Raw genomic sequence first — 22,810 nt, forward strand, 5'->3', positions numbered from 1 at the left:
GATCAATCGTCACTTTTCAGAAGGACCGTGCCAGAGCGCGAGCATCCCGTCAAGCCGCGAGGCGTCGACCACAAGCTCGCTGCGGGCGAGCGTGTTGGCCAGATCGTCGTAGCCTAGCACCGCGGCGATCCGGCCGGCGTAGGTCAGCACGTCGAAGCGGTTCGCCGATCTCGGCCGCCACTCCCGAACCGGTAGATCCTTGGCCACGCCTCGGTTCGCCTCGAGCCAGGCGACGGCATCGCGCTCGCCGCCCATCTGATCGATCAGCTTCAGGTCGAGGGCCTGATGGCCGGTGAAGACGCGGCCGTCCGCCACCGCCGTGAGTTGCGCATCATCGAAGTGCCGGCGCTGCCGCACCAGGCCTTTGAACCAGTCGTAGGAATCGGAGACCAGGCTGGCGATGGCGGCGCGCGCTTCCGGCGACGTCGGCTCGAACCCGTTCGGCGCGGCCTTGAGCGGGCTCGACTTCACCTCCTCCATCTTGACGCCGACGATGTCGAGCAGCTTGGCGAAGTTGGGGAACTGGACGAGGACGCCGATGGAGCCGACCAGCGCGGTATGGCGGGCAAAGATGCGGTCCGTGCCCAGGGCCGCGATGTACGCGCCGGAGGCACCGATGGAGTCGATCACCGCGACCGTGGGCTTCTTCGCCGACAGCTGCCGCAGGGAGTCGTAGATCGCCTCCGAGCCGGTGGTGGTGCCGCCGGGGCTGTCGACGACGACGAGGACCGCCTTGGCCGCGGCGCTCTCCCTGACCCGCTTCAGCAGGTCGAGCGTCCTACGATCGCCGGTGATCAGCCCGGAGACGTGGATGCGCGCGACGTGGGCGGTGCCGGGGATCTCGTCGGCCGCCGCCCACAGGCCCCCGGTCACGATCGCCGCCAGGACGGCGAGCAAGGCCACGATCCGCCAGCCGCTCAGTCGCCGCCGCAGCGAGCGCCGCTCGGCCAACTGTTCCGCATCCGTCGCCATCGATATCTCCGTCCCGGTGCGTCACCGGCCCTGAGCCGGCATGAACAGCGAGGTTCATGCCGCTTGCCGTGTCGCCTGTCACCCGAAATCGTATGGCGACATTTGCGGCAATCGCAGGGTCGTTCACCACCGAAGTTCAGCCGCCCGGCACGGCGCCGAGCTGAAACGCGTCTCGCGCGATTGGATGATTCCGCCCGATTATGAAGCGCTCTAAAGCTCGGAGCGAGCCGGGGGCACGACAGGCCGGCGACCGGAGGTGATGGCCGCCTCGAGCTGGTCGAGCCGGTCCTGGCCCCAGAATGGCTCGCCTCGATAGACATAGAAGGGCGCGCCGAACAGGTCGCGGCCGATGGCTTCCCGGGTCAGAGCTTCGGCTTTCTCCGAGAGGATGGGAGCCTCCGCCGCGGCCAGCAACGCTTGGCCGTCGAACCCGCAACGGCCCGCCAATACCGCCAGCGTGCCCGGATCCTCCACGTTCAGCTCGTCCGCCCATACCGCTTTGAGGCCGAGATGGGCGAAGGCACCGAGGTCCCCGGGGCCGCCGACGCCCGCCTGCGCGGCGAGGAACATGCGGTGGCCGAGGCCCGGATCGGCGGGATAATGCTTGGGATGCAGCACCAGCGGAATGCCCCGGAGCTCACGCCAGCGCTGCATCTCCACCAGGCGATAGACCTGCCGCTGCACCGGCCGTTGCCTGACCGGCTTGCCTCCTCCCGCCGCGAACACGGCGAGCAGGTCGATGGGCTTGTAATCGACGTCGAGATCGAGTCGCGCCACGAGGTCCTGGAAGGCAAGGCTGCCTACGTACGACCAAAGGGAGATGAAGGAGAAATAATACTCGACCTTGCGCTTGGGCTCGGACATGGCCTGCTCCAATCCTGAACGTTTCAGATGCCGAGATAGGCACGACGGACCGCCGGATCGGCGGCGACCTCGGCGACCGGCCCCCCACGCCGGAACGGCCCTGGTCGAGCACATAGGCATAGCCGGCGAAGCCGAACGCCACCGCCACGTCCTGCTCCACCACCAGCAGGCCGGTGCCATCACGATTGATGCGCTCGAGCGCCGCGATCAGTTCGTCCACCACGGAAGGGGCGAGCCCGAGCGAGAGCTCGTCGATCAGCAGCAGGCGCGGTGCGGCCATGAGGCCGCGGGCGATGGCGCACATCTGCTGCTCGCCCCCGGACAGGGTGGAGGCATCCTGCCGGCGCCGCTCCGCCAGCCGCGGGAACAGGGCGTAGACGCGTTCCATATCGCGTCTCACCCCAGCCTTGTCGCTGCGCAGGTAGGCGCCGAGGAGCAGGTTGTCCATTACGGTGAGGCCGGCGAAGAGCCGGCGTCCTTCCGGCACGAGCACGAGGCCGCGCCGCACCCGGCCACGGGCGTCGTCGCCCGTGACATCGTCCCCGTCGATGAGGATGGTGCCGCGCCGCGGGCGGAGCGCGCCGGCAATGGCGCGCAGCAGGGTGGTCTTGCCCGCGCCGTTGGAGCCGACGAGGGCGACGATGCTGTTGCGCGGCACGACGAGATCGGCCTGCCAGACCACTTCGATATCGCCGTAGGACACCGCGAGATCACGGATGTCGAGAAGCGGGGTCTCGCCCGTGCCCGTCACGGCGCCGTCCCCGCCACGCCCTGGGCATAGCCGCGCCCCAGATAGGCTTCGATGACCTTGCGATCAGCCATCACCTCGGCGACGCTGCCATCGGCGATCGGCCGTCCCTGGTGGAGCACCACGATACGGGTGGATACCCGCGTCACCACCTTCATCAGATGCTCGATGACGAGCACGGTGACGCCCTGCTCCGCGATGGCCCGGATGAGCTCGATCGCATGGTCGATCTCCACCGCGTTGAGGCCCGCATTGACCTCGTCCAGCAGCAGCAGCTTCGGCCGTTGCGCGAGACTCTTGGCCAGCTCCAACCGCTTGCGGCTGGCGAGCGTCAGGGTCGCCGCGGGTTTGTGCCCTTCACTCAACAGGCCGCAGAACTCCAAAGCCTCGCGCGCCTGGCGGCGCGCCGCCTCCAGCGAGGCGGCCCCGCCCGCGAAGAGCGCAGCCGCCGCGACGTTCTCCAGCGCCGTCATGCGGGGAAACGGTTGCACGATCTGGAAGGTGCGGGCGATGCCCTGCCTAGCGATACGGTCCGGGCGCAGCCCGTCGATGCGCGAGCCGGCGAACGTGAGCCGCCCGGCGCTCGGCCGGTAGACGCCGCTGATCAGGTTGACCAACGTCGTCTTGCCCGCGCCATTGGGACCGATGAGCCCGACCACCTCGCCCACGGCGATATCGAGGGAGACATCGTCGAGCGCGACGAGGCCGCGGAAGCGCATGGTGACGCCTTCGATCTCGAGGAGCGCCATCAGCCGCCTTCCCGTCCGAGCGGCTTACCGCCGACGAGGCCCCGCCACGGGATCGACCTCGGCCCCTCCGGGAGGAACAGCACCAGCGCCACGACGAGCATTCCGAGAAGGCCGGCATGAAAGGAGAGGAGGTTGCGCCACAGCAGCTCCTCCAGGCCGAGGAACACGAACGCTCCGGCCACCGGCCCCAGCACCGTTCCCGCCCCGCCCAACAAGGTCATGAGGATCGGCTTGACGGCAAGGGAGACGTCATAGACGTCCGACGCGTCGATATAGCTGACCCAGGAGGCGTAGACGCCGCCGGCAGCGCCGGCGAGCGCGCCCGACAGGACGAAGGCCCACACCTTGGCTCGCCGGGTATCCACCCCGATAATCTGGGCCGCGTCCTCGTTCTGCGCGATGCAGCGCAAGGCCACCCCGAGCCGGGAGCGGTCCACCGCCAGCGTGACGCCCGCGGCGACGATCGCGAGCCCCGCCATCGCTCCGAAATAGAAGTGGGCCTGCGCCCCGACGCTGCCGCCCACGAGGGGCAGGTTGATGCCCATGCCGCCGCCGGTCAGGGACGTCCAGGAATTGGTGATCTCGCGCAGGACGTCCGCGACCACGAGGCTGGCGATGGCGAAGTAGTGGCCGCGCAGGTGGAAGATGCCAAGGCCAAGCAGCCCGGCGAACAGCGCACAGGTCGCGCCTCCCGTCGCCCAGGCTGCGGGCAAGGGCAAGCCGGACGTTTGCGCGACCGCCGTGCCGTAGGCACCGAGGCCGAAGAAGGCGGCGGTGGCGAAGGATGGGTAGCCGCCGTAGCCGCCGACGAGGTTCCATGACAAGGCCAGCGTGGCATACATGGCGAAGGTGGTGGCGAGGCGCAGGATGTAGTTGTCGGCGACCACGGCGAAGCTACCGAGGGCGGCCGCGCAAGCCAGGGCGCCGAGGAGATGGCGGGCGCTCATTGGAATCCTCGCCGCCCCAGCATGCCCTGGGGGCGCACCATCAGCAGCGTGATGAGCGCGAGGAAGGCCACCGTCAGCGCGTGCTCCGGCCCGAACAGCAGCGCGCCGAAGCTCTCCAGGAGCCCGAGCGAGAAGCCGCCGACGATCACGCCGGGCACGCTGCCGAGCCCGCCGAGCACGCAGATGACGAAGGCCTTGCCGAGATAGAGGCTCGAGGCCAGCGGCGAGATGGGAAAGATCGCGCTCAGCAGCGATCCCGCGACGCCGGCCATGAACGCGCCGAGGCCAAAGGCGATCGCATAGGTGGCTCTGACGTCGATGCCCATCAGCTCGGCCGCGTCGCGGTCCATGCGCACCGCGACGATGGCGCGCCCGAGCTGGGTGGTGCGCAGGAGCAGCCAGAGGGCTGCCACCACCACGAGGCCGCATGCGGTCGCGTAGATGCGGTCGAGGGGAAGAATGACCGTACCGAGATCGAGGATACCGAGGGGCGGGTCGAGGATCACCTTACGGTAGTCGGCGCTGAAGCCCTCGATCATGAGATTGTCGAGGAACAGGTTGAGGCCGAAGGTCAACAGCAGGCTCATCAGCACCGGGCGGCCCATGACCCTGTTGACCGCGGCCTTCTGGACCGCGAAGCCGAGCCCGAACAGCAGCGCGCCGGCGATGGGCGCGAACAGAAACGGGCTCACCCCCAACGTCGCGTGCGCGAAAAAGGCGAGATAGGCGCCGAGCACGATCAGCGAGCCGTGCAGGATGTTGATGACGTTCAGCACGCCCCAGACCAGCGAGAAGCCGGCAGCGATGCAGGCATAGAGGCCGCCCAGCACGAGGCCGTTGGCGAGTACTTGCAACCAGAGCATGGCGTGTCCCGATCCGACGGTACCGGATGCAAGCGTGGGCCGGCACGGGGCGCGGCCGCACGCAGGCGTGCAGCGCTAGAGCATTTCTCTGCAATTAGATGAGATCATCCAACTGCAGAGAAATGCTCATAACTTTTTGAATCTGGAGCGCTTTTCTGCGATTGGGCGATTCCACCCAATCGCAAAGCGCTCTAGTCGCCGATGCCGGCGCGGAAGGTGCCGGTGGCGACGTCGGCCGGCAGCACCACTTCCACCTTGCCGTTCTGGATCTGCAGCACCGGCGGCACGTAGCTGTCGGCGATGCCGATGGGCGAGAAGGAGATCGGTGCGAAGAAGGTCTTGAAGCCCCCCTTCTGCAGCTGCTCGCGCACCTTGGCATGGTCGATGGAGCCGGCGCGCTCGATGGCCAGCTGGAGCACGACGCCGACGGCGGCGCCCGACGCCTGGGTGAAGTCAGGCTCGCCCCCGTACTTCGCCTTGAACTGCTCGACGAAGGCCTTGCTGGAGCCGAAGAGGTCCTCGCTCGCATAGCTCACGGCAGGGTGAAACCAGCTCGCCGTCGTCACGTTCTCGGCCAGCGGGCCCACCGCGTCGGCCCATTCCTTGTAGGCCGGACCGTTGATGAGCGTGAACACCTTGGGGCCGATGCGCAGATCGCCCGCCTGCTTCCGCACGAGGATGAGATCATTGATGTAGCCGGTGGCCACGATCCAATCGGGCTTGGCCGCACGCAGCTGCGAGAGCGCGGCGGAATGATCCAGCGTGCCGATCGGATACTTCTCGAAGAACACCACCTCGAAGCCGCGCTTCTTGGCGCTCTTCTCGAACTCGTTGGCCAGAGAAAGCGGATAGAGGTCATTGCGGGCGAGAATGGCGACGCGCTTCACCTGCGGCACCTTCGCCTTCACGAGATCGGCGATCGGCTCGCTGAAGGTGGAGTTGTCGGTGTAGACGCCGAACAGATTCTTGTAGCCCTGATCGAACACCTCCGCCGAGGAGGCCGACGAGGCGATCAGCGGGATCTGGTACTTCTCGGCCACCGCGCTCACCGCCTTGGTTGCTCCGGAGCCGAAGGGGGAGAACAGGAAGTCCACCTTGTCGTCGGTGATCAGCTTCTCGGCGAGCTGCACGGCTTTGGGCGTGGCGGACTGGTAGTCGTAGTAGATCAGCTCCACCTTCAGCCGCTTGTCGCCGATCACCACGCCACCGGCGCCGTTCACCTTCTGCTGCCAGAGCTCATAGCCCTGCCGGAGCTTCGCCCCTTCGGGCGCCAGCGCCCCGGTGACCGGGAGCGGCGCACCGATCTTCAGGGCCTCCTGCGCCGAGGCAGCCGTCGTGACCGACAGCGCCGCCACTGCGGCCAGAACCGCGATTTTCATTCGTGATCTCCACATCCTGTCCGGCATCCGGCCGGACGTCGTCTCATCCGGCCCGGGTGTCCTCAGGGCGCCGTCTTCTGCGCGAACCCGTTGAACTCGTTAGTATAGAGATCCTCGGCCTTCAGCAGACCCGGCGGCACGATGCCCTGGCGCTCGGCCACCTCCAGCCAGAACCTCACGTCGGCGCCATCGATGACGCCGTGGGCCGGCCACCTCACCCCGCCGAAGTCGCCGTAAGGGGTCTTCGTGTAGAGCAGCGGCGCGACCTCGGGGTTGAGGCGGCCGAGCTCGATGCCCAGGTCCACCACCTCCCGGGGATGCGCGGAGGCGTAGTCGGCCGCCTTGCCGATGGCCGCGACGTAGCCTCGGACGATGTCCGGATTCTTGGCGATGAACTCGTCGCGGGCGATGGTCCCGCCGCGCTGGATCGGACGGCCGGCGAGGTCGGAGATCTGGAAGAGCTGCCTGTAGAGGCCGCGCGTGCGCAACTGCGCGTCGATGGGCCCGTAGGCGAAGATGGCGTCGACCGCGCCGCTCTGGAGCACCTGCTCGAGCTGGAGGTCCGGGATGGTGAGGAGATTGACCTCCTGCTTCTTCACGCCTTTCCGGCCGATATAGTCCAGCGTGAACCAGGCGGCCGAGAAGCCCACGTTGCGCACGCCGATGGTCTTGCCGCGCAGGTCCTCCGGCGACTTGATCGGGCTGTCCTTCAGCACGAACACGCCTTCGCCTGCGGCAGCCGGGTCGTTGATCGGGTTCGAGCTGACGATCTCCCGCATCTTCAGGCCCTTCGCCTTGATATTGGCGAAGTAGATGTAGTCGGCCGAGAGGGCGAAGTCGGTCACGCCGCTGTCCACCGCGATGGTGTACTGGTCGATGGGCAGCGGGACCAGTTCGAGCTGGAGGCCCTGCTCCTTGAAGTATCCCTTCCTGTCGGCGAGGAAGAGCAGTTCGTAGCCGTTCCAGCGCTTGGGCATGTCCTGGACGCGGAAGGTCTTGAGGGGCTTCGCGTCCTGCGCGATCGCCGCGCTGCCGCCCGCCGCCAGCATGCCGGCGGCCAGCGCCGGCGCCACGAACGCCCTGAACAGGGACCTGATGTGCATGAACGAACTCCGTTGTTCGGCTTGGATGGGACTGGGGTTCAGCGCAGCTCCAGCGCCTGCGCTTTGACCACCTCGTCCTTGATGAGGCTCCAGACCTCGTGGCGCAGGGCGCCGAATTCCGGCGACGAGCGCAGGTCCTCGACGCTCGTGCGATCGCGGAGGGAGATGTCGACGATGGCCTTGACGCGGCCCGGCCGCGACGTGATCACCGCCACGCGCTGGCCGAGATAGACCGCCTCGTCGAGGGCATGCGTGATGAAGATCACCGTCTTCTTCGCGCGCTCCCAGATGCGCAGCAGTTCGCCCTGGAGCGTCTCGCGGGTCTGGGCATCGAGGGCCGCGAAGGGCTCGTCCATCAGCAGCACGGCCGGATCGTGGGCGAGGCTGCGGGCGATGGCGACCCGCTGGCGCATGCCGCCCGACAGTTCGTGGGGGTAGCGCTCCTCGAATTCCGACAGGCCCACCAGCGCGAGGTGCTCCCGCGCGACCGCGAGGCGCTCGACCTTCGGCACGCCTCGCGCCTCCAGGGCGAAGGCCACGTTCTGCAGGGCCGTGCGCCAGGGAAAGAGGGCGTATTGCTGGAAGACGATGCCGCGATCGAGAGCCGCGCCGGTGATGGGCTTGCCGTCCAGCAGGATCGCGCCCGCTGACGGCCTCGACAGGCCGCCGATCATGTCGAGCAGCGAGGACTTGCCGCAGCCGCTCGGCCCGACGATCGTGAGGAACTCGCCGGTATGCACATCGAGGTTGACGTCGTGCAGCGCTAGGAACGGCGCCGGCTCGACGCTGCCGGACGCGCGCGTGGTGAACGTCTTGCTGACGTTGGAGACACGGATCTTGACGCTCATGCGCGCCTCCGGCCTCAAAAGCGCTCGTCCCCGCTGACGTGGCCCTTCCAGGACGTCAGGCGGGTTTCGAGCTTGACCAGGAGATAGTTGCTGGTGATGCCCAGCAGCGCGATCACGATCACCGCTACGTAGAGCAGATGGATGCTCAGCACGTACTGCGCGTTGGTGACAAGGAAGCCGAGTCCGCTGCTGGCGCCGATCATCTCGGAGATCACCAGCATCAGGAAGGAATAGGTCGCGGCGAGCCGCATGCCGGTGATCAGCGAGGGAACGGTGGAGGGGATGATCACCTTGGAAAAGAGCTGCCACCGGGAGAGCGACAGGGAGCGCGCGTACTTGACCAGCGCGGGGTCCACGTACTTCACGCCCGCCATCGTGCCGAGCAGGATCGGCCACACCACCACCCAGTAGATGATGGCGACCTTGGTGGCGTAGCCGACGCCGAAGAACAGGATGAAGACCGGGAACAACGAGACCGGGTTGGTCTGCCGCAGCAGCTGCAGCAGCGGATTCAGGTAGCGCTCCAGCGGTTCGTACCAGGCCAGCAGGAGGCCGAGGGGCACGGCGGTGGCAACGCCGAGGATGAAGCCGCCGAGCGCCCGCGACAGGCTGACCCCGAGATGGACGAAAAGTTCGCCCGTGGCGGCGAACCGCACGCCGTGCTCGATCACCTCGGAAAACGGCGGCAGGAAGGTGCGGTTGATCAGGCCGAGGCGCGGCGCAAGCTCCCAGGCGAGCAGGAACAGAGCGATGGCGAGGGACTTCTCCAGGACGGACCGCAGGCGCGGCCAGAGGCGCCGCGGCCGCCCCGCCCCAGCCGCTGGAGTCCAGCCGGCGCCGCTCGCGTCAGAGCTGGCGGACATGAGACGCTCCGGCGGCTTCGTCAGGGGCGGTACGGCGGAAGGCGGCACCGGGATGGCTGTGGTGCAGGCGCGGCCCGCGGCCGGGGAACAGCTTCTCGCGCAACGTCCCGTCGCCGTATTCGGTCTTGAAGGCGCCGCGCGACTGCAGCTCCGGCACCACGAGATCCACGAAGGCCTCGAGGGATTCCGGCACCACCAGCCGGAACAGGTTGTAGCCGTCGAGGTCGGCGTCCTCCGCCCAGCCGATCAACTCGTCGGCGACGTCCTGGGGGGAGCCGACGATGAAGGGCGAGCGGGCGCCGATCCAGTCGAGGGCGCCGAGGTCCCGCACCTTGATCGGCCGATCGCTGAGAACCGTGATGTTCTCCACCATCGATTGGATGGCGTTGCTCTTCACATAGGCGACGGCCTCGTCGGAGCCGTAGGTCGCAAAGTCGATACCGGTCCAGCCTGAGACGAGTGCGAGCTGGCCTGCCACGTCCACGTGGCGCCGGTATTCGTCGTGCAGCTCCCGAGCCTCCGCGCGTGTCGGCGCGACGATCACCGTGGCCCCGGCGAAGACCAGGATATCGTGGGGCGCACGGCCGACGGACTTGGCGGTCTCGCGGATGTTGCGCACGGCATTGGCGAGGATGGGCCGGGTCTGGCCGTTGATGAAGATCGCCTCCGCATGCCGCGCGGCAAAGGATTGGCCCCTCTTCGAGGTTCCGGCCTGGTAGAGCACTGGGGTGCGCTGGAGCGAGGGCTCGGCGAGATGGATGCCGTCGACCTTGAAATACTTGCCGTCGTGCGTAACGCGGTGGACCTTGCCGGGGTCGGTGAAGACCTTTGCGTCGCGGTCGCGGCGGACGGCATCGTCCTCCCAACTTCCTTCCCACAGCTTGTACGCCGCGGTCAGGAAATCCTCGCCCGCCTCGTAGCGGTCGTCGTGGATGCGGGCTCCGGACAGGCCCATGCCGCGCGCCCCGCTGTCCAGGTAGCCGGTCACGATGTTCCAGCCGACCCGGCCTGCCGTCAGATGGTCGAGCAGCGAAAAACGGCGAGCGAACTGGTAGGGATGCTCGTAGGTGAGATTGGCCGTCACGCCGAAGCCGAGATGCTGCGTCGCGTAGGCCATGGTCGGCACGATGAGCGTCGGGTCGCTGTTCGGGAGCTGCGCGCCGGTGGCGATCGCGGTGTCCGGCGTGCCACCGTAGACGTCGTAGACGCCGAACACGTCGGCGAGAAAAATGCCGTCGAGCAGCCCGCGCTCGGCTGTCCGGGCGAAATCCACCCAATAGTCCAGCGTGTTGTAATTGATGGACGTATCGCGCGGATGCGTCCACAAACCCGCCCAGTTGTGGCTCGGCGCGGCCATGTTGAACGCGTTGAAGCGAAGCTGCTTCTGCTGGCTCATGCTCATCTCCACTGCCGCCGCGCTGCAGCGGCCGGGCCGCCGCAGCCGGACGGCGCTCAGCCGACCACGGCGATCTTGGACAAATCGGGAATCCGGCCCGCCGCCACCTCGCCCTGCGCCCGCTTCAGCGGGCCGTCGTCGTAGAAGGGAGCCGCTTCCAGCCGGTTGCTCAGGAGCTTCTGCTCGTGGAGGAAATCGAGCACCTGTTGGGTGTCCGCGATGTCCTGGCCCGAGACGGTGAAGTCCAGCGTCTTGATGTCGGCGACCGGCTGGCGCAGATAGCGGTCCGCCTTGTTGGCCACGGTGAGCAGGTTGGGGGCCAGGCGCGAGGTCTTGCCGAACCATTCGTCGGCTTCGGCGATGTGGTTCGAGGTCCACCAGGTGGCGATGATCCACGACTTGAGGAGGCGCACGGCCCCGTCCTCGCCGTAGCGCGCGAGCCAGGGCCCGGACAGCGCCTGGATGCCCGAGGCGCCCTGGGGCGACTGCCACAGCGCCTTGCCGATCTTCTGCTGGATGAGCTGCTCATAGGTAGGGTCCCACGTGGTGACCGCGTCCACGAGGCCGCCGCGTAGGGATTCAGCCTGCTCGGCCACGTCCTGGTTGACGATGCGGATCTGCTTGAAGGGCTCCTTGATGCCCGCCGCGACGATGGCCTGGATGCTGCGAGGGAAGACCGTGGTGGCGAAGGGGCCCGAGAGGCGCTTGCCCTTGAGGTCCGCCAGGCCGCCCTCGAAATCCGGGCGCACAACGATGGCGAAGCGCTGATCGTGGGTACGCTGGAGCACCTTGGTGCCGGGGATGCGGGCGGCCGCTCGCAGCGTCGGCGCATCGGCGGCGAAGATGTTGTCGATGCTTCCCGCCACGGCCGCCTCCCCCAGCGGACCGCCGAAGGTGAAGGTCTTGAACTCCGCCTCGATGCCGTTCAGCTCCAGGATGTTGGTGCGCCGGAGCGTCTCGAAGATCTGCCCGCCGCCGGCCCAGAGCGACTGATAGCCGAGCGTGATCTTGACGGGCTGCTGAGCCCGCGCCGCACGGATGAGACCCGGCAGTGGGGCCGTGCCTGTGGCCGCGCCGCCGACGAGGGCGCCGGCGCCGAGGAGGAGCGATCTGCGGTTCATGGGGTCTGGCCTTTCGAACGGGAGCGAGGAGATCAGGCGCGACGAACCAGGGCGCGTTCCAGCCAGAGCATGGCGCCGTTCATGGCGAAGCCGATGAGGCCGATGACCACCATTCCGGCGAGCACCTTCTCGGTCTCGATGGTGGTGCGGGCCATCTGAATCATGTAGCCGAGGCCGGAAGTGGCGGAGATCAGCTCGGCGGCGATCACGCACATCCATCCCGCGCCCAGGCCGATGCGCAGGCCGGCGAGGATGTAGGGCAGCGCCGAGGGCAGCAGCACCTTGCGCAGGAACAGGAGGCGGCCGGCGCCGAAGCAACGTGCGACGCGCACATGCAGCTCGTGCACCGACCGCGCCCCCAGATAGCTGTTGGTGAAGATGGGAAAGAATGCGCCGAGCGCGATGATGAACCACGCCGGCTTGTCGCCGAGGCCGAACCAGAGGATGGCGATGGGGATCCAGGCGATCACGGAGATGGGCCGCACGATGTCGATGAGCGGCATCAGATAGGCGGACGGCACGGGCAGGCGTCCCAGCAGCAGGCCGAGGGCGATGCCGGCGAGCGCCGCAAAGGCGAAGCCGATGCTCACGCGAGTGACGCTCGCGGCCACGTCGCCCCACAGCATGCCGGCCTCGGAGAGATCGACGAGGGCCCTGAAGATCGCGGACGGCGGCGGAAACAGGTTCGCGCTGACGAGGCCGGTCCGCACCCCGGTCTCCCATGCCAGCAGCAGGAGCGGCACGACCAGGAACGGACGGGTCGCCGCGCCCAGGCGCGCCAGTCGCGTGGAGGCGGCGGCCGCCTGCGGGTCGGGGCGGAGCTTCGTCCGCCGAAAACGCGCGCCGGTCCGCGCCTCGCCGCCGACGCGTTGCGACGACGCGGCATATCCGAGGCCGCCCGGAAGGCGGGGGTCCGATATTCTACCGAGCGGCCCGGTCACGACGCCCTGCTCGCCCATCTCACTGCACTCCGGCGAGGTCGCCCGGCGCCTCTTCTCGCAGCAGTCGCGTCACGCGCTCCTTCAGGGCCAGGAATGCGGGGTCCCGCGTGCGGATGTCGGGCGCGCGAGGGCGCGGCAGGTCGATGTCGATGCCGACCTTGATGCGGCCCGGCCGGGCCTGCATGACGAGGATGCGGTCGGCGAGGAAGACGGCCTCTTCGATATTGTGGGTGATGAGCACGAAGGTCTTCTGCGAGCCGCTCCAGATGGTGAGCAGTTCCTCCTGGAGCAGGTCGCGGGTGAGCGAGTCGAGGGCCGCGAATGGCTCGTCCATCAGCACGACGTCCGGATCGGGCGCGAGGGCGCGCGCGATGCTGACGCGCTGGCGCATGCCGCCGGACAGCTGGTCGGGATAGCTCGCCTCGAACCCTCTCAGGTGCACCATGTCCACGAACCGGGCGACGCGCGCTGCCAGCGCCGCCTCCGGCAGGTCTGCGGCCGCGAGCCCGAAGGCGATGTTCTCGGCCGCCGACATCCAGGGGAACAGGCCGTAGTCCTGGAACATGACGGTGCGGTCCGGCCCCGGCCCCCTCACCGACTCGCCTCGATAGAGCACCTCGCCGCCGGTCGGCAGCGTGAACCCCGCCATCATGTTGAGCAACGTGGTCTTGCCGCAGCCCGACGGCCCGATGATGCACAGGAACTCGCCTGGACGGACCTCGAGGGACACGTCATCCAGCGCCCGTGTGCGAGCCCGAGCCGAGACAGCGAACTCGTGCGTGACGTGCCGGAACTCGAACATCAGCGCTCAAAACACATAATTATGCGTGAAATTTGATTCAATCGTATTATGCACGCATATTTTGGCATAAACAAATATGTTTTATGATAAGAAAAGAAAATTATCGAAAATTAATTCTGTATCACTCACGTTTTGCGATTAAGAAACTATTCTTTCAAGCTAATTGTATAATAATATTCCCATTATTGGGCAAATTTGGAACTTTTTTACCCTACGGGCACAGCTCTATAGATCTTCAAATTCTATCTGGAGTTGTCATTGACCGTCGCGACCACTCCGTCGGTTCCGCCAAAGGCGGGGAGCCCCGCGGACTGCGGCGCCGGCAGAGAAGACGAGGCCGCGTTCGCTCCGGGCCGGGCCTCGCCGGCCTCGCAGCAGCGATCGTCCGCTTCACCATCCCCGAAACGACAAACGGCCGGGCGCGTGGGAGCGCCCGGCCGTCGCGTTGTCGCCGTCACGCCGGGCCCGGAGGCCCGGCCGACCGTCACTTCTTCTCGTTCGCCTTGCGCAGGGCGGCGCCGAGGATGTCGCCGAGCGACGCGCCGGAGTCGGTCGAGCCGTAGGCGGCGATCGCCTCCTTCTCCTCGGCCATCTCCAGCGCCTTGATCGAGAGCTGGATGCGGCGCGCCTTGCGGTCGAACTGGACGACGCGGGCGTCGACCTTCTCGCCCGGGGCGAAGCGCTCAGGCCGCTGGTCGGCCCGCTCGCGAGCGAGCTCGGCACGCTTGATGAACGAGGTCAGGTCGCTGTCGACCAGCTTCACCTCGAGGCCGCCGTCCTTCACCTCGAGCACCTCGCAGGTGACCACCTGGCCGCGGCGAATGTCGCCCGCCTCGATGTCAAGAAGGCCGAGGTCCCCCCTCATAGGACTGTGCAGGGCAGCCGGTCTCCGGCCTCATCCAAGTACGCGCTGCGCAAAATCGGTCAGTTGACGTATTGCGCGGCACGCACTGCCTCGTGAAAATCTGATCCGTTCTTGGCCTCGCGAAATAACGAAGAGATAGAGCGCATGAAACAACGACTGACCCGTAGAACGGTTTCAACTGCGCTCGGCGCGGCAATCGCCATGCCCTTTGTTTCGCGTTACGCACGCGCCGCATCGACGCCCATCGTCATCGGCGTGCCGGCTACGTCGACAGCGGCTGTAGGCGCAGCAGATCACGGCGATCATATCAATGGGTCGACGATGGCGGTCGACGAGATCAACAAGGCCGGCGGTATCCTCGGGCGGGAGTTGAAGCAGCAGATCATCGATTTCGATCCGCTGTCGCCGGAAAGCAGCAGGCAGGCCATCGCCGTCTGCATCGATGCGAAGGTCGACGCGATCTCGAATCCGTTCATGCTGCCACCGCTGCCGGCCATGGACGCGTCATCCCAGTATAAATGCCCCTTCCTGCACGGCTCGGCCAATCGCGTCTCGTCCGAAGCCGTGAAGGCCGATCCAGGCAAGCTTGGTCACGTCTTCATGGTGACGTCGGCGGAAACGAACTATGGGTGGACGTTTCCGACCTGGCTGGAGCACGAGGAAAAGCGCGGCGTCTGGAAGCCGAAGAATCGCAAGGTCCACATCGTCCAGGAGCAGATCGCCTATACGCAGACGATCTCGAAATGCGCCCAGGACGCGATCAAGAAGCAGGGGAAGTTCGAGATCGCGAGGATCACGGACATCCAGTACCCGGTTCAGGACTGGGCCACGGTCATTCGAGACCTGCGCCGGACCGACGCCGGCGTGATCATGATGGACCACTGGGTCGCATCAGAACTCGCCGGCTTCGCCAAGGAGTTCGTCGCCGATCCGGTTCCGAACTCACTGGTCTATCTGCAATACGGCCCGTCGCAGCCGGAGTTTCTCACGCTGACAGGAGCAACCGGAAACGGATTCTGCTGGAGCACGGTCACCGGGGTCTATGCCGACAAGATCGGCAACGAGTTTCGTGACAAATATAAGAAGAAATATGCGGGTGTCATGGGGCTCGCCTATACGGGCATCGGTTATGACATCCCGTTCATGCTAAAGCGGGCCTGGGAGGCCGTCGGCGATCCCCGCAAGTTCACCGAGGTGGTCGCGTTCCTGCGCGCCAACCCGATGCGGGGCGTCTGCGGCCACTACAACATGAACAATCCCTATCAGGAGGCGCGGCACTTCCCGAATGTCGGGTTCGACGACTTGCAGGCGGATACGCTCGACACGGGCCAATCGCAGCTCTACCTCCAGATTCAGGACCGCGAGCACAAGATCGTCTATCCCAACGAGGTCGCCGAGGCGTCGCTCAAGCCGGCACCCTGGTGGAAATGACGATCGTAGCCCCGGCCGGGGCCTCCGCCGCAGCCGGGCCGCTGTTCTCCTGCAGCGGCATCGGTCTCGACCTCGGGGGGCGGGAAATCCTGCGCAACGTCAACGTCGACATCCGGGCGGGCGAGGTGCTCGGCATCATCGGCCCGAACGGCGCCGGCAAGACCAGCCTGTTCGAGGTGCTCAGCGGCCGCATCCCGCCCAAGGCCGGCCGGGTCAGCTTCAAGGGCACGGACATCACCGCGCTGCCGCTGTACGAACGGGCTCGGCTGGGGATCGGGCGCACCTACCAGACCCCCGTCGTGCCCGACGAGCTGCGCGTCGGCGAGGCCTTCAAGGCGGCGCGCCAGGCCTACCGGCCGTACCTGACCAAGTTCGACGCCGAGTACGGCGCCGATCTCGTCGGGCTGACGATCGACGACGATGCGCCGACATCGCAGCTCGACACCTTCGACAGGCGCAAGCTGCTGCTGGCCTGCCTGCTGATGCGCCGGCCCGCCCTGCTGCTCATGGACGAGCCGGCAGCCGGGCTGATCAACTCGGAGATCGACGAGATCGACGAGCTGCTCCGCGTTCTCTCCAAGGAGATGAACGTCGCCATCATCATCGTCGAGCATCGCATCGAGCTGCTCAGCGCCATCGCCGATCGGGTGATGGTAATGGACGCCGGCGAGGTGATCTCGGAAGGTCTGATCGAGGACGTGCTGCAGGATCCGAAAGTACATGCGGCGTATTTCGAGCCTGAATACGAGCAGGCCCAAATAGCGCGTTCGAACAGATCCACATGACCGATCACGACGAACGTCCGCGCCGACGGAAGAGGCCGATCCTTGTCCGACGCGCACGGTCCATGCGGGAAGCGAATTCATGGCACAGGCTGATGCAGCCCCACATGGGCAAGGACAGCGGGAGATCCTGCGGGTGTCGAAGCTGTCGGCGGGCTACGGGCCGCTGCGCGTCATTCACGACCTCGACCTGGTGGTGAAGTCCGGCGAGCGCATCGGCATCGTCGGCCTCAACGGCCACGGCAAATCGACCTTGTTCTACGCCATCGCCGGCCTCACCGGCTGGCAGCGCGGCTCGATCAAGCTCAACGGCACCGAGGTGGGACGCATCAGAAGCCAGGGGCCGGGCCGCTACACCCACCAGATCGTCCGCCTGGGGCTGGCGCTGATCCCCCAGGGCGACGAGATCTTCCACGGCCTGACGGTGGAGGAGCACCTGGATTCCGGCGCCTTCACGCCGCGGGCCTGGCGCGAGCGGGCCGAGCGCAAGGTGCGGATCCTCGAAGTGTTCCCGCCGCTGCGCAAGCTGATGGCGGTCCCGGTGGGCCGCCTCTCCGGCGGCGAGCGGCGGATGGTGTCGATCGGCCGCGGGCTGATGAGCGAGGCGTCGCTGTTCCTGGTCGACGAGCCGTCGCTCGGGCTGGCGCCGAAGATCGGCAAGGCGGTGATCGACGCGCTGATGCACATCGATCTGGGGGCCGCGGCCATGGTCATCGCCGAGCAGAACGTGGCGCTGCTCGAGGGCCGCGTCGATCGGGTGATCGGCATGCACGTCGGCAAGCTGAAGGGCGAGGCCTCGGCCGCGCTCTCCCTGCATCACTGAGGGCAGACCCGTGGACATCTGGTTCATTCTCAGCAACGCCATCGTCCTGGCCACGATCTACGGCACCCTGGCGATCGGCATCTCGATCACCTGGTCCAGTCTCGGGCTGCTCAACATCTCCTACGGCTTCATCTTCGCCTTCGCCGGCTACGGCGCGTACCTCGCGTCGCAGTACATCTCGTCCTTCGGCGTCGTCGTGCTGGCGGCGGGCATCCTCACCGGCGTGCTCGGCGGCATCATCGTCTGCGTGCTCGCCTTCATCCCCATCCACGACAAGCCCAACTTCACCATGCGGGGCATGATCGCCACCCTGGCGATCAACCTGATCGGCACGCAGGCCCTGCTCTGGTGGTTCGGCCCGCGCGCCAAGAGCCTGCCGCCGATCTTCGGCACCTGGAAGCTCTCGATCGGCGAGTTGACCCTCACCGCCGACAAGGCTGGCGGCATCGCCTGCGCCATCGTCATGCTGGTCGTCGTGCTGCGCTGGATGCGCAGCAGCCGGCGCGGCCTGGAGATCCGGGCGATGATGATGAACCCGCACGCGGCCTCGATCGTCGGCATCGGCGTGCGCAAGACCTCGTTCTACGTCATGTCGATCACCGGCGGCCTCGCCGGCCTCGCCGCGGTGCTGCTCTCCAACACCTATTACATCTCGCCCTTCGGCGGCCTGATGCCGATGATCAAGGGCGTCAGCATCGCCCTGTGCGGCGGCCTCGGCAGCGTTCGCGGCGCGGTGATCGCCGCCGCGATCCTCGGTCTCAACGAGGCGATCACCAACGTCTCGATCGGCGGCCGCTACGTGCTGATCACCCAGTTCCTCCTGATCATCGTCATTCTGCTGATCCGGCCGCGGGGCATCGCCGGCCTGCTGGATCGAGCCCGGGAAGCATGAGGCCATGACCGACACCGCTGGAAACAAGTGGCGCAACCCGCTCGCGGCCTGGGACGACCGGGAAGTCGAGGAACTGCCGAGCAATCCCTGGCGCAGCCATCAGACGGTCTGGGAGCAGGCGCGCTGGAGGGTGCGGATGCTGCCGGTGGGCCGGCTGCGCTACTGGTACAAGCTGCCCGGCCATGGCGGCACCCTCTGGCAGCGCCTGCGCTACTGGCCGACCCGGCGGCGCGTGCTCGACATCCAGGGCGAATACAATCGCAAGACCCTGCGGCGCGAGAAGACCATCGTCGACCGTCGGCCGATCTACTGGGCGCTTTGCCTGCTCGCCCTGGCGATCGCGCCGCTGCTGGCGCCGGTGAGCATGCAGACGACGCTGCTGACCGCCGGCGCCACGTTCGGCATCTACGCGGCGATCAATCTGTGCTGGAACCTGGTGATCGGCGTCGGCGGCATCTATTCGCTGGCCACCTACGCCATCGTCGGCACCGCCGCGTTCTTCTCCACCTATCTGTCGATCCAGCTCGGCCTGCCCTGGTGGCTGCTGCCGCCGATCGGCGCCCTGGCGGGCCTGATCTTCGGTGCCATCATCGCCTTCCCGGCGACGCGGCTCGACGGCTTCTACTATGCCCTGCTGACGCTGGGCCTGAACGAGCTGTGCCGGGTCTACTTCGTCACCTCGCGGGATTTCGGCGCGGCCAACGGCGGGCTCTACGGGGCGAGCTCCTACATCCCGTCGCAATGGCCGGCGCACAGCAAGCTGCTGCTCGGCTACTACGCCTGCTTCGCCCTGATGCTGCTGGCGCTTGCGCTGCACCGGTTCGTCGCCGGCCGCCGGCTCGGCCGCATTCTGCGCATGGCACCGGAGAAGCGCGAGGCGTTCGCCGAGGCGACCGGCATCAACTTCCGCAAGGCGCGGATGTCGATCTTCATCATTTCGTCGGCGGCGCTGGGCTTCGTCGGCGGCTTCTACGCGGCGAATTTCGGCGGCGTCTCGTATTCGATCTTCGCCTTCGACGGCGTGCTGCTCGGCCTCGCCATGCTGGTCATCGGCGGCCTCGGCCGGCCCGAGGGCGCCGTCGCCGGCACGCTGATCGTCGTGTTCCTCGACAAGGTGATGCTCAATCTGGGGCCGCTGCGCCTCGTCCTCGTCGGCATCATCACGCTCCTGGTGGTGCTCTATCTTCGCAACGGCCTGTTCGGCATCAAGGCGCAGTTCCGCGCCTGGCGCGACAAGAAGAAGAGCGAGCGCCGCTCGATGCGCGCCGAGAAGGGCGGCGAAATACTGCCCGAGGAGGCGACGGAAATCGACGACAAGAGCCTGATCTACCAGCGCCGGTTCGACAAGATGCAGCGCGACCACCTGAAGACGCTGGTGACGCCGGAGATCATCGCCGAGCACGCGACGTCCCTGAACGGACAGCATAGCGATGCGCTGGAGCGCCTCCTCATCTACTTCCGCACCCGGCCGCAGGTCGAGAAATACGCGATCCAGGTCGTCGACCTGTTCAAGGGCTACCGCATCGTGGCGCTCTCCGGCCACCGCGGCGTGGCGCCGCGCGTGGTCGAGGACAAGATCTATCCAAATATCCAGGACGCCACCCACGGCGTCTTCATCAGGCGCGTCCAGGATCTGCTGGAATCGTGAGACGGCATGGCGAAGCAACATGAGCGGTCACCCATGACGGACGCAAGGATCTTCGGTTACACCGACAGGATCTCCGTGAAGGCAGGCGAGACGGTCGCGGTGCATGTGAGCGCCGAGGGCACGGGCGAGGCGGAGGCGCAGCTCGTCCGCCTGATCCACGGCGACCAGAACCCCGCTGGTCCCGGCTTCATCGAGGAAGAGGTGGCCTGCCAGGCCAACGATACCTGGACCGTCGGCCACCAGCCGACACAGGTCGGCTCGTTCCTCACCGTGGCCGATCCGCAGGCGCGGCTGGCGCTCACCGGCAGCCTCAGCCTGGTCGCCTTCATCTATCCGAACTGGCCGGCATCGGGGGTGCCGCAGAGCATCCTGTCGCGCTGGGACAGGGGCACGCAGGGCGGCTACCGCCTGGCCATCGATGCCGCCGGCCATCTGGAACTCGAGATCGGGCACGGCGACGGGGCGGCCACGCGCGTGCGCTCGCCGGTGCCGCTGCAGATGCAGGTGTGGTACCTCGTCGTCGGGCGTCTCGACCTGGCGACTGGCAACCTGTCGCTGCATCACGACAGTGTCGTCGGCCGCTACAACAGCCTGGTCGGCAAGGTGGCCCTGATCGAGACCCGGGCGCGGCGCGTCGAGCCGGGCGCCCGAGCGCCGGCCGCCGCGCCCGATACGCCGTTCATCGTCGCCGGCTGCAGCGACCGGGATGCCGTGCGCGGACCGTTCGTCTCCGACACCTATTGGGGCAAGATCGATCGCTGCGGCGTCTTCGACCGCGCGCTGACCGAAGCGGAGATCGCCGCGATCCAGGACGGTAATACGCCGCCGCCCGACGGGCTGATTGCGTTCTGGGACACCGCGGCCGGCTACACCGAGCGGGGCATCGGCGACGAGGTGGTCGATATCGGACCGTCCGGCCTGCATGCCGTCGGCCACAACCGGCCGGTACGCGGCATGACGGGCTGGAACTGGGACGGGCGCGTCGACTGCTTCCGCTCGGCGCCCGAGCAGTTCGGCGGCATCGAGTTCCACGGCGATGCGCTGACCGACTGCCGCTGGCCGGTCACGCGGCAGGTCACGCTGCCGGCGACGCTGCGCAGCGGCTGCTACGCCATGCGCCTGCGCGTCGGCGGCGCCGCGGCACGGCACGAGGAGCATGTGGTGTTCTTCGTCCGGCCGGCGCTGCCGCGCGCCCGGATCGCCGTCGTCATGCCGACCACCACCTACATGGCCTACGGCAACGAGCGCCTCAGCTTCGACGACAGCGAGCGCCAGGCCGTCGTCGGCCAGCCGCCGGTGCTCGCCGACGCCGACGTCGCGCTCTACGGGCGGCCCGAGCTCGGGCTCTCGACCTACGACCTGCACGCGGACGGCCGCGGCGTCTGCTACAGCTCCTACCACCGGCCGCTCCTCAACATGCGCCCCAAGGCGCGCATGCCGAGCACCAATTTGCCGTCGGGCTTCGCCGCGGACCTATCGATCGTCGCCTGGCTCGAGCACCAGGGCTACGGCTACGACGTGCTGACCGACGAGGACCTGCATACCGAGGGGGCGGCGGCGCTCGCCCCCTATGCCTGCGTGATCAGCGGAACCCGGCCCGAATACGTCTCGGAGGCCATGCTCGACGCGGCGGAGGACTATATCGCCGCCGGCGGACGCTACGTCTACGCGGGCGGTTTCGGCTTCAACAGCACCGCCGGCGTCCGCGACGGCGAGCCGTGGATCATGGAGTGCCGCCGGCGCGACGACGGTTACAAGACCTGGGCGGCACGCTACGGCGAGCACTACCTGGCCTCGGACGGCATCCGCGGCGGCCCCTGGAAGGTTCTGGGCCGCGCCTCGCAGAAGCTCGTCGGCGTCGGCCTGAGCGCCCAGGGCGCCGGGCGCAGCGAGTTCTACCGGCGCATGCCCGACAGCTATCACCGCACGGTGTCGTGGATCACCAAGGGCATCGACGGCGAGATCCTGGGCGACACCGGCCTCGCCGACGGCGCCGCCGCCGGCCTCGGCCTCGACGCCTACGACCTCAATCTCGGCACGCCGCCGCACACCCGGATCATCGCCTCGTCGGGCGGCCACACCGACACCTACGTCGTCAACCAGCAGCTCGTGCACTACGCTTTTCTCGGCCTGTATGGCTCCCACGACTGGCGCGTGCACGCCGACATGGCCTTCTTCACCGCCCCCAACAACGGCGCGGTGTTCTCGTGCGGCTCGGCGGCGTTCGCCCAGGCGCTGCCGGTCGACAACTTCGACAACAACGCCTCCAGGCTGCTCGCCAACGTCGTCGGCACCTTCGTCAAGCCCGGCGCCCTGCCCGGCTGGGCCTGGATCAGCGAGGAAAAGCAATGGGCGTGATCCGTAGCGCCGTGCCGGAGAGCGACCATGCTGCCACTTGAGATGGACCGGACCAACGACCGCGACCGCATCGTCCGCGAGCGGTTCGAGGACCATCGCCGGACGTTCCTGCGATCGCTGGTGACGCCCGAGGTCATCGAGGAGCATCGCGCCAACCCGCTCGGTCAGCACAGCGAGCCGCTGGAGCGCCTGCTGCTCTACTTCCGGCAGATGCCCAACGGCGGCAAGTACGTCATCAAGGTCGTCGAGCCGTTCAAGGACTACCGCATCGTCGCGCTGAGCGGCCGGCGCGGCACCTTGCCGATCGCCGTCGACGACACGCGCCACCCGACGGTCGAGGCCGCCTACCACGCGCTGTTCGTGCTGTTCGTGCGCGACCTGATCGGCACCGATTAACCCCCGCGGCGCGCCGGGA

The 22,810-nt window shown here is 67.4% G+C and carries 20 protein-coding genes and 2 pseudogenes; 7 read left to right on the forward strand and 15 right to left on the reverse strand.

All coding sequences use genetic code 11. The features are described from left to right. Positions 1–9 precede the first annotated feature (9 nt). The 15 genes and pseudogenes from sppA to ACZ5PO_RS01245 all read right to left on the reverse strand — a co-directional run. Entirely contained in the window at positions 10–972 is a 963-nt protein-coding gene (gene sppA, locus ACZ5PO_RS01175; RefSeq protein ID WP_464189415.1) for a signal peptide peptidase SppA, read from the reverse strand. Between the two features lie 210 nt (positions 973–1,182). Then, positions 1,183–2,016, reverse strand: coding sequence for a DsbA family protein (locus ACZ5PO_RS01180; protein ID WP_464196598.1), 834 nt, complete (start codon positions 2,014–2,016; stop codon positions 1,183–1,185). A gap of 127 nt (positions 2,017–2,143) precedes the next feature. After that, positions 2,144–2,587, reverse strand: a pseudogene (locus tag ACZ5PO_RS01185) (ABC transporter ATP-binding protein); the annotation flags it as partial. Continuing rightward, positions 2,584–3,336: an ABC transporter ATP-binding protein gene (locus ACZ5PO_RS01190; protein ID WP_464196600.1), complete on the reverse strand. Its 753-nt coding sequence runs from the start codon at positions 3,334–3,336 to the stop codon at positions 2,584–2,586. The pseudogene ACZ5PO_RS01185 and the gene ACZ5PO_RS01190, both read right to left, overlap by 4 nt. Further along, on the reverse strand, positions 3,333–4,280 hold the full coding sequence (locus ACZ5PO_RS01195) for a branched-chain amino acid ABC transporter permease (protein ID WP_464189417.1): 948 nt from the start codon (positions 4,278–4,280) through the stop codon (positions 3,333–3,335). The genes ACZ5PO_RS01190 and ACZ5PO_RS01195 overlap by 4 nt, the downstream gene beginning before the upstream one ends. Then, entirely contained in the window at positions 4,277–5,143 is an 867-nt protein-coding gene (locus ACZ5PO_RS01200) for a branched-chain amino acid ABC transporter permease (protein WP_464189419.1), read from the reverse strand. The genes ACZ5PO_RS01195 and ACZ5PO_RS01200 overlap by 4 nt, the downstream gene beginning before the upstream one ends. Positions 5,144–5,334: 191 nt before the next feature. Beyond that, the gene (locus tag ACZ5PO_RS01205) at positions 5,335–6,522 is read right to left on the reverse strand and encodes an amino acid ABC transporter substrate-binding protein (protein WP_464189421.1); all 1,188 of its coding nucleotides are present in this window, start codon (positions 6,520–6,522) and stop codon (positions 5,335–5,337) included. Positions 6,523–6,584: 62 nt separating this feature from the next. Further along, positions 6,585–7,625 carry an ABC transporter substrate-binding protein gene (locus ACZ5PO_RS01210; protein ID WP_464189423.1) on the reverse strand — a complete coding sequence of 347 codons (1,041 nt, stop codon included), beginning with the start codon at positions 7,623–7,625 and terminating at the stop codon, positions 6,585–6,587. A 38-nt stretch (positions 7,626–7,663) separates the two neighbouring features. Then, positions 7,664–8,473 carry an ABC transporter ATP-binding protein gene (locus ACZ5PO_RS01215; RefSeq protein WP_464189425.1) on the reverse strand — a complete coding sequence of 270 codons (810 nt, stop codon included), beginning with the start codon at positions 8,471–8,473 and terminating at the stop codon, positions 7,664–7,666. 14 nt (positions 8,474–8,487) lie between these two features. Continuing rightward, on the reverse strand, positions 8,488–9,336 hold the full coding sequence (locus ACZ5PO_RS01220) for an ABC transporter permease (RefSeq protein ID WP_464189427.1): 849 nt from the start codon (positions 9,334–9,336) through the stop codon (positions 8,488–8,490). Continuing rightward, on the reverse strand, positions 9,320–10,732 hold the full coding sequence (locus ACZ5PO_RS01225) for an LLM class flavin-dependent oxidoreductase (protein ID WP_464189429.1): 1,413 nt from the start codon (positions 10,730–10,732) through the stop codon (positions 9,320–9,322). Before ACZ5PO_RS01225 ends, ACZ5PO_RS01220 begins: the two co-directional genes overlap by 17 nt. Positions 10,733–10,788: 56 nt before the next feature. Beyond that, entirely contained in the window at positions 10,789–11,853 is a 1,065-nt protein-coding gene (locus tag ACZ5PO_RS01230; RefSeq protein ID WP_464189431.1) for an ABC transporter substrate-binding protein, read from the reverse strand. Positions 11,854–11,885: 32 nt separating this feature from the next. Beyond that, positions 11,886–12,812 (reverse strand): ABC transporter permease, encoded by a 927-nt coding sequence (locus tag ACZ5PO_RS01235; RefSeq protein ID WP_464189433.1) that lies wholly within the window; start codon positions 12,810–12,812, stop codon positions 11,886–11,888. A 1-nt stretch (position 12,813) separates the two neighbouring features. Beyond that, entirely contained in the window at positions 12,814–13,596 is a 783-nt protein-coding gene (locus ACZ5PO_RS01240) for an ABC transporter ATP-binding protein (protein ID WP_464189435.1), read from the reverse strand. A gap of 484 nt (positions 13,597–14,080) precedes the next feature. Next, positions 14,081–14,410, reverse strand: a pseudogene (locus ACZ5PO_RS01245) (S1 RNA-binding domain-containing protein); the annotation flags it as partial. Between the two features lie 195 nt (positions 14,411–14,605). Between ACZ5PO_RS01245 and ACZ5PO_RS01250 the strand changes: the two are divergent. From ACZ5PO_RS01250 to ACZ5PO_RS01280, 7 genes are all read left to right on the forward strand, one after another. Further along, positions 14,606–15,892, forward strand: coding sequence for an ABC transporter substrate-binding protein (locus ACZ5PO_RS01250; protein ID WP_464189437.1), 1,287 nt, complete (start codon positions 14,606–14,608; stop codon positions 15,890–15,892). After that, complete coding sequence (locus ACZ5PO_RS01255) at positions 15,889–16,677, forward strand: ABC transporter ATP-binding protein (protein WP_464189439.1); 789 nt, start codon at positions 15,889–15,891, stop codon at positions 16,675–16,677. The genes ACZ5PO_RS01250 and ACZ5PO_RS01255 overlap by 4 nt, the downstream gene beginning before the upstream one ends. A 79-nt stretch (positions 16,678–16,756) precedes the next feature. After that, entirely contained in the window at positions 16,757–17,497 is a 741-nt protein-coding gene (locus ACZ5PO_RS01260) for an ABC transporter ATP-binding protein (RefSeq protein ID WP_464189441.1), read from the forward strand. A 10-nt stretch (positions 17,498–17,507) separates the two neighbouring features. After that, the gene (locus ACZ5PO_RS01265) at positions 17,508–18,389 is read left to right on the forward strand and encodes a branched-chain amino acid ABC transporter permease (RefSeq protein WP_464189443.1); all 882 of its coding nucleotides are present in this window, start codon (positions 17,508–17,510) and stop codon (positions 18,387–18,389) included. Positions 18,390–18,393: 4 nt separating this feature from the next. Beyond that, positions 18,394–20,037, forward strand: coding sequence for a branched-chain amino acid ABC transporter permease (locus ACZ5PO_RS01270; RefSeq protein WP_464189445.1), 1,644 nt, complete (start codon positions 18,394–18,396; stop codon positions 20,035–20,037). A 33-nt stretch (positions 20,038–20,070) separates the two neighbouring features. Further along, the gene (locus ACZ5PO_RS01275; protein ID WP_464189447.1) at positions 20,071–22,395 is read left to right on the forward strand and encodes a N,N-dimethylformamidase beta subunit family domain-containing protein; all 2,325 of its coding nucleotides are present in this window, start codon (positions 20,071–20,073) and stop codon (positions 22,393–22,395) included. A 27-nt stretch (positions 22,396–22,422) separates the two neighbouring features. Further along, the gene (locus ACZ5PO_RS01280; protein WP_464189449.1) at positions 22,423–22,791 is read left to right on the forward strand and encodes a hypothetical protein; all 369 of its coding nucleotides are present in this window, start codon (positions 22,423–22,425) and stop codon (positions 22,789–22,791) included. The last annotated feature ends 19 nt before the right edge of the window (positions 22,792–22,810 follow it).

The sequence above is a fragment of the Chelatococcus sp. KU-N122 genome (genome assembly GCF_055391085.1).

Coding starts and splice junctions, on each gene's coding strand:
- ACZ5PO_RS01235 (WP_464189433.1), bottom strand. CDS start 12,812: ATGGGCGAGCAGGGCGTCGTGACCGGGCCGCTCGGTAGAATATCGGAC.
- ACZ5PO_RS01195 (WP_464189417.1), bottom strand. CDS start 4,280: ATGAGCGCCCGCCATCTCCTCGGCGCCCTGGCTTGCGCGGCCGCCCTC.
- ACZ5PO_RS01250 (WP_464189437.1), top strand. CDS start 14,606: ATGAAACAACGACTGACCCGTAGAACGGTTTCAACTGCGCTCGGCGCG.
- ACZ5PO_RS01260 (WP_464189441.1), top strand. CDS start 16,757: ATGGCACAGGCTGATGCAGCCCCACATGGGCAAGGACAGCGGGAGATC.
- sppA (WP_464189415.1), bottom strand. CDS start 972: ATGGCGACGGATGCGGAACAGTTGGCCGAGCGGCGCTCGCTGCGGCGG.
- ACZ5PO_RS01255 (WP_464189439.1), top strand. CDS start 15,889: ATGACGATCGTAGCCCCGGCCGGGGCCTCCGCCGCAGCCGGGCCGCTG.
- ACZ5PO_RS01275 (WP_464189447.1), top strand. CDS start 20,071: ATGACGGACGCAAGGATCTTCGGTTACACCGACAGGATCTCCGTGAAG.
- ACZ5PO_RS01210 (WP_464189423.1), bottom strand. CDS start 7,625: ATGCACATCAGGTCCCTGTTCAGGGCGTTCGTGGCGCCGGCGCTGGCC.
- ACZ5PO_RS01280 (WP_464189449.1), top strand. CDS start 22,423: ATGCTGCCACTTGAGATGGACCGGACCAACGACCGCGACCGCATCGTC.
- ACZ5PO_RS01220 (WP_464189427.1), bottom strand. CDS start 9,336: ATGTCCGCCAGCTCTGACGCGAGCGGCGCCGGCTGGACTCCAGCGGCT.
- ACZ5PO_RS01215 (WP_464189425.1), bottom strand. CDS start 8,473: ATGAGCGTCAAGATCCGTGTCTCCAACGTCAGCAAGACGTTCACCACG.
- ACZ5PO_RS01240 (WP_464189435.1), bottom strand. CDS start 13,596: ATGTTCGAGTTCCGGCACGTCACGCACGAGTTCGCTGTCTCGGCTCGG.
- ACZ5PO_RS01180 (WP_464196598.1), bottom strand. CDS start 2,016: ATGGCACCGGCCTGCTGGTGGTGGAGCAGGACGTGGCGGTGGCGTTCG.
- ACZ5PO_RS01205 (WP_464189421.1), bottom strand. CDS start 6,522: ATGAAAATCGCGGTTCTGGCCGCAGTGGCGGCGCTGTCGGTCACGACG.
- ACZ5PO_RS01225 (WP_464189429.1), bottom strand. CDS start 10,732: ATGAGCCAGCAGAAGCAGCTTCGCTTCAACGCGTTCAACATGGCCGCG.
- ACZ5PO_RS01270 (WP_464189445.1), top strand. CDS start 18,394: ATGACCGACACCGCTGGAAACAAGTGGCGCAACCCGCTCGCGGCCTGG.
- ACZ5PO_RS01230 (WP_464189431.1), bottom strand. CDS start 11,853: ATGAACCGCAGATCGCTCCTCCTCGGCGCCGGCGCCCTCGTCGGCGGC.
- ACZ5PO_RS01200 (WP_464189419.1), bottom strand. CDS start 5,143: ATGCTCTGGTTGCAAGTACTCGCCAACGGCCTCGTGCTGGGCGGCCTC.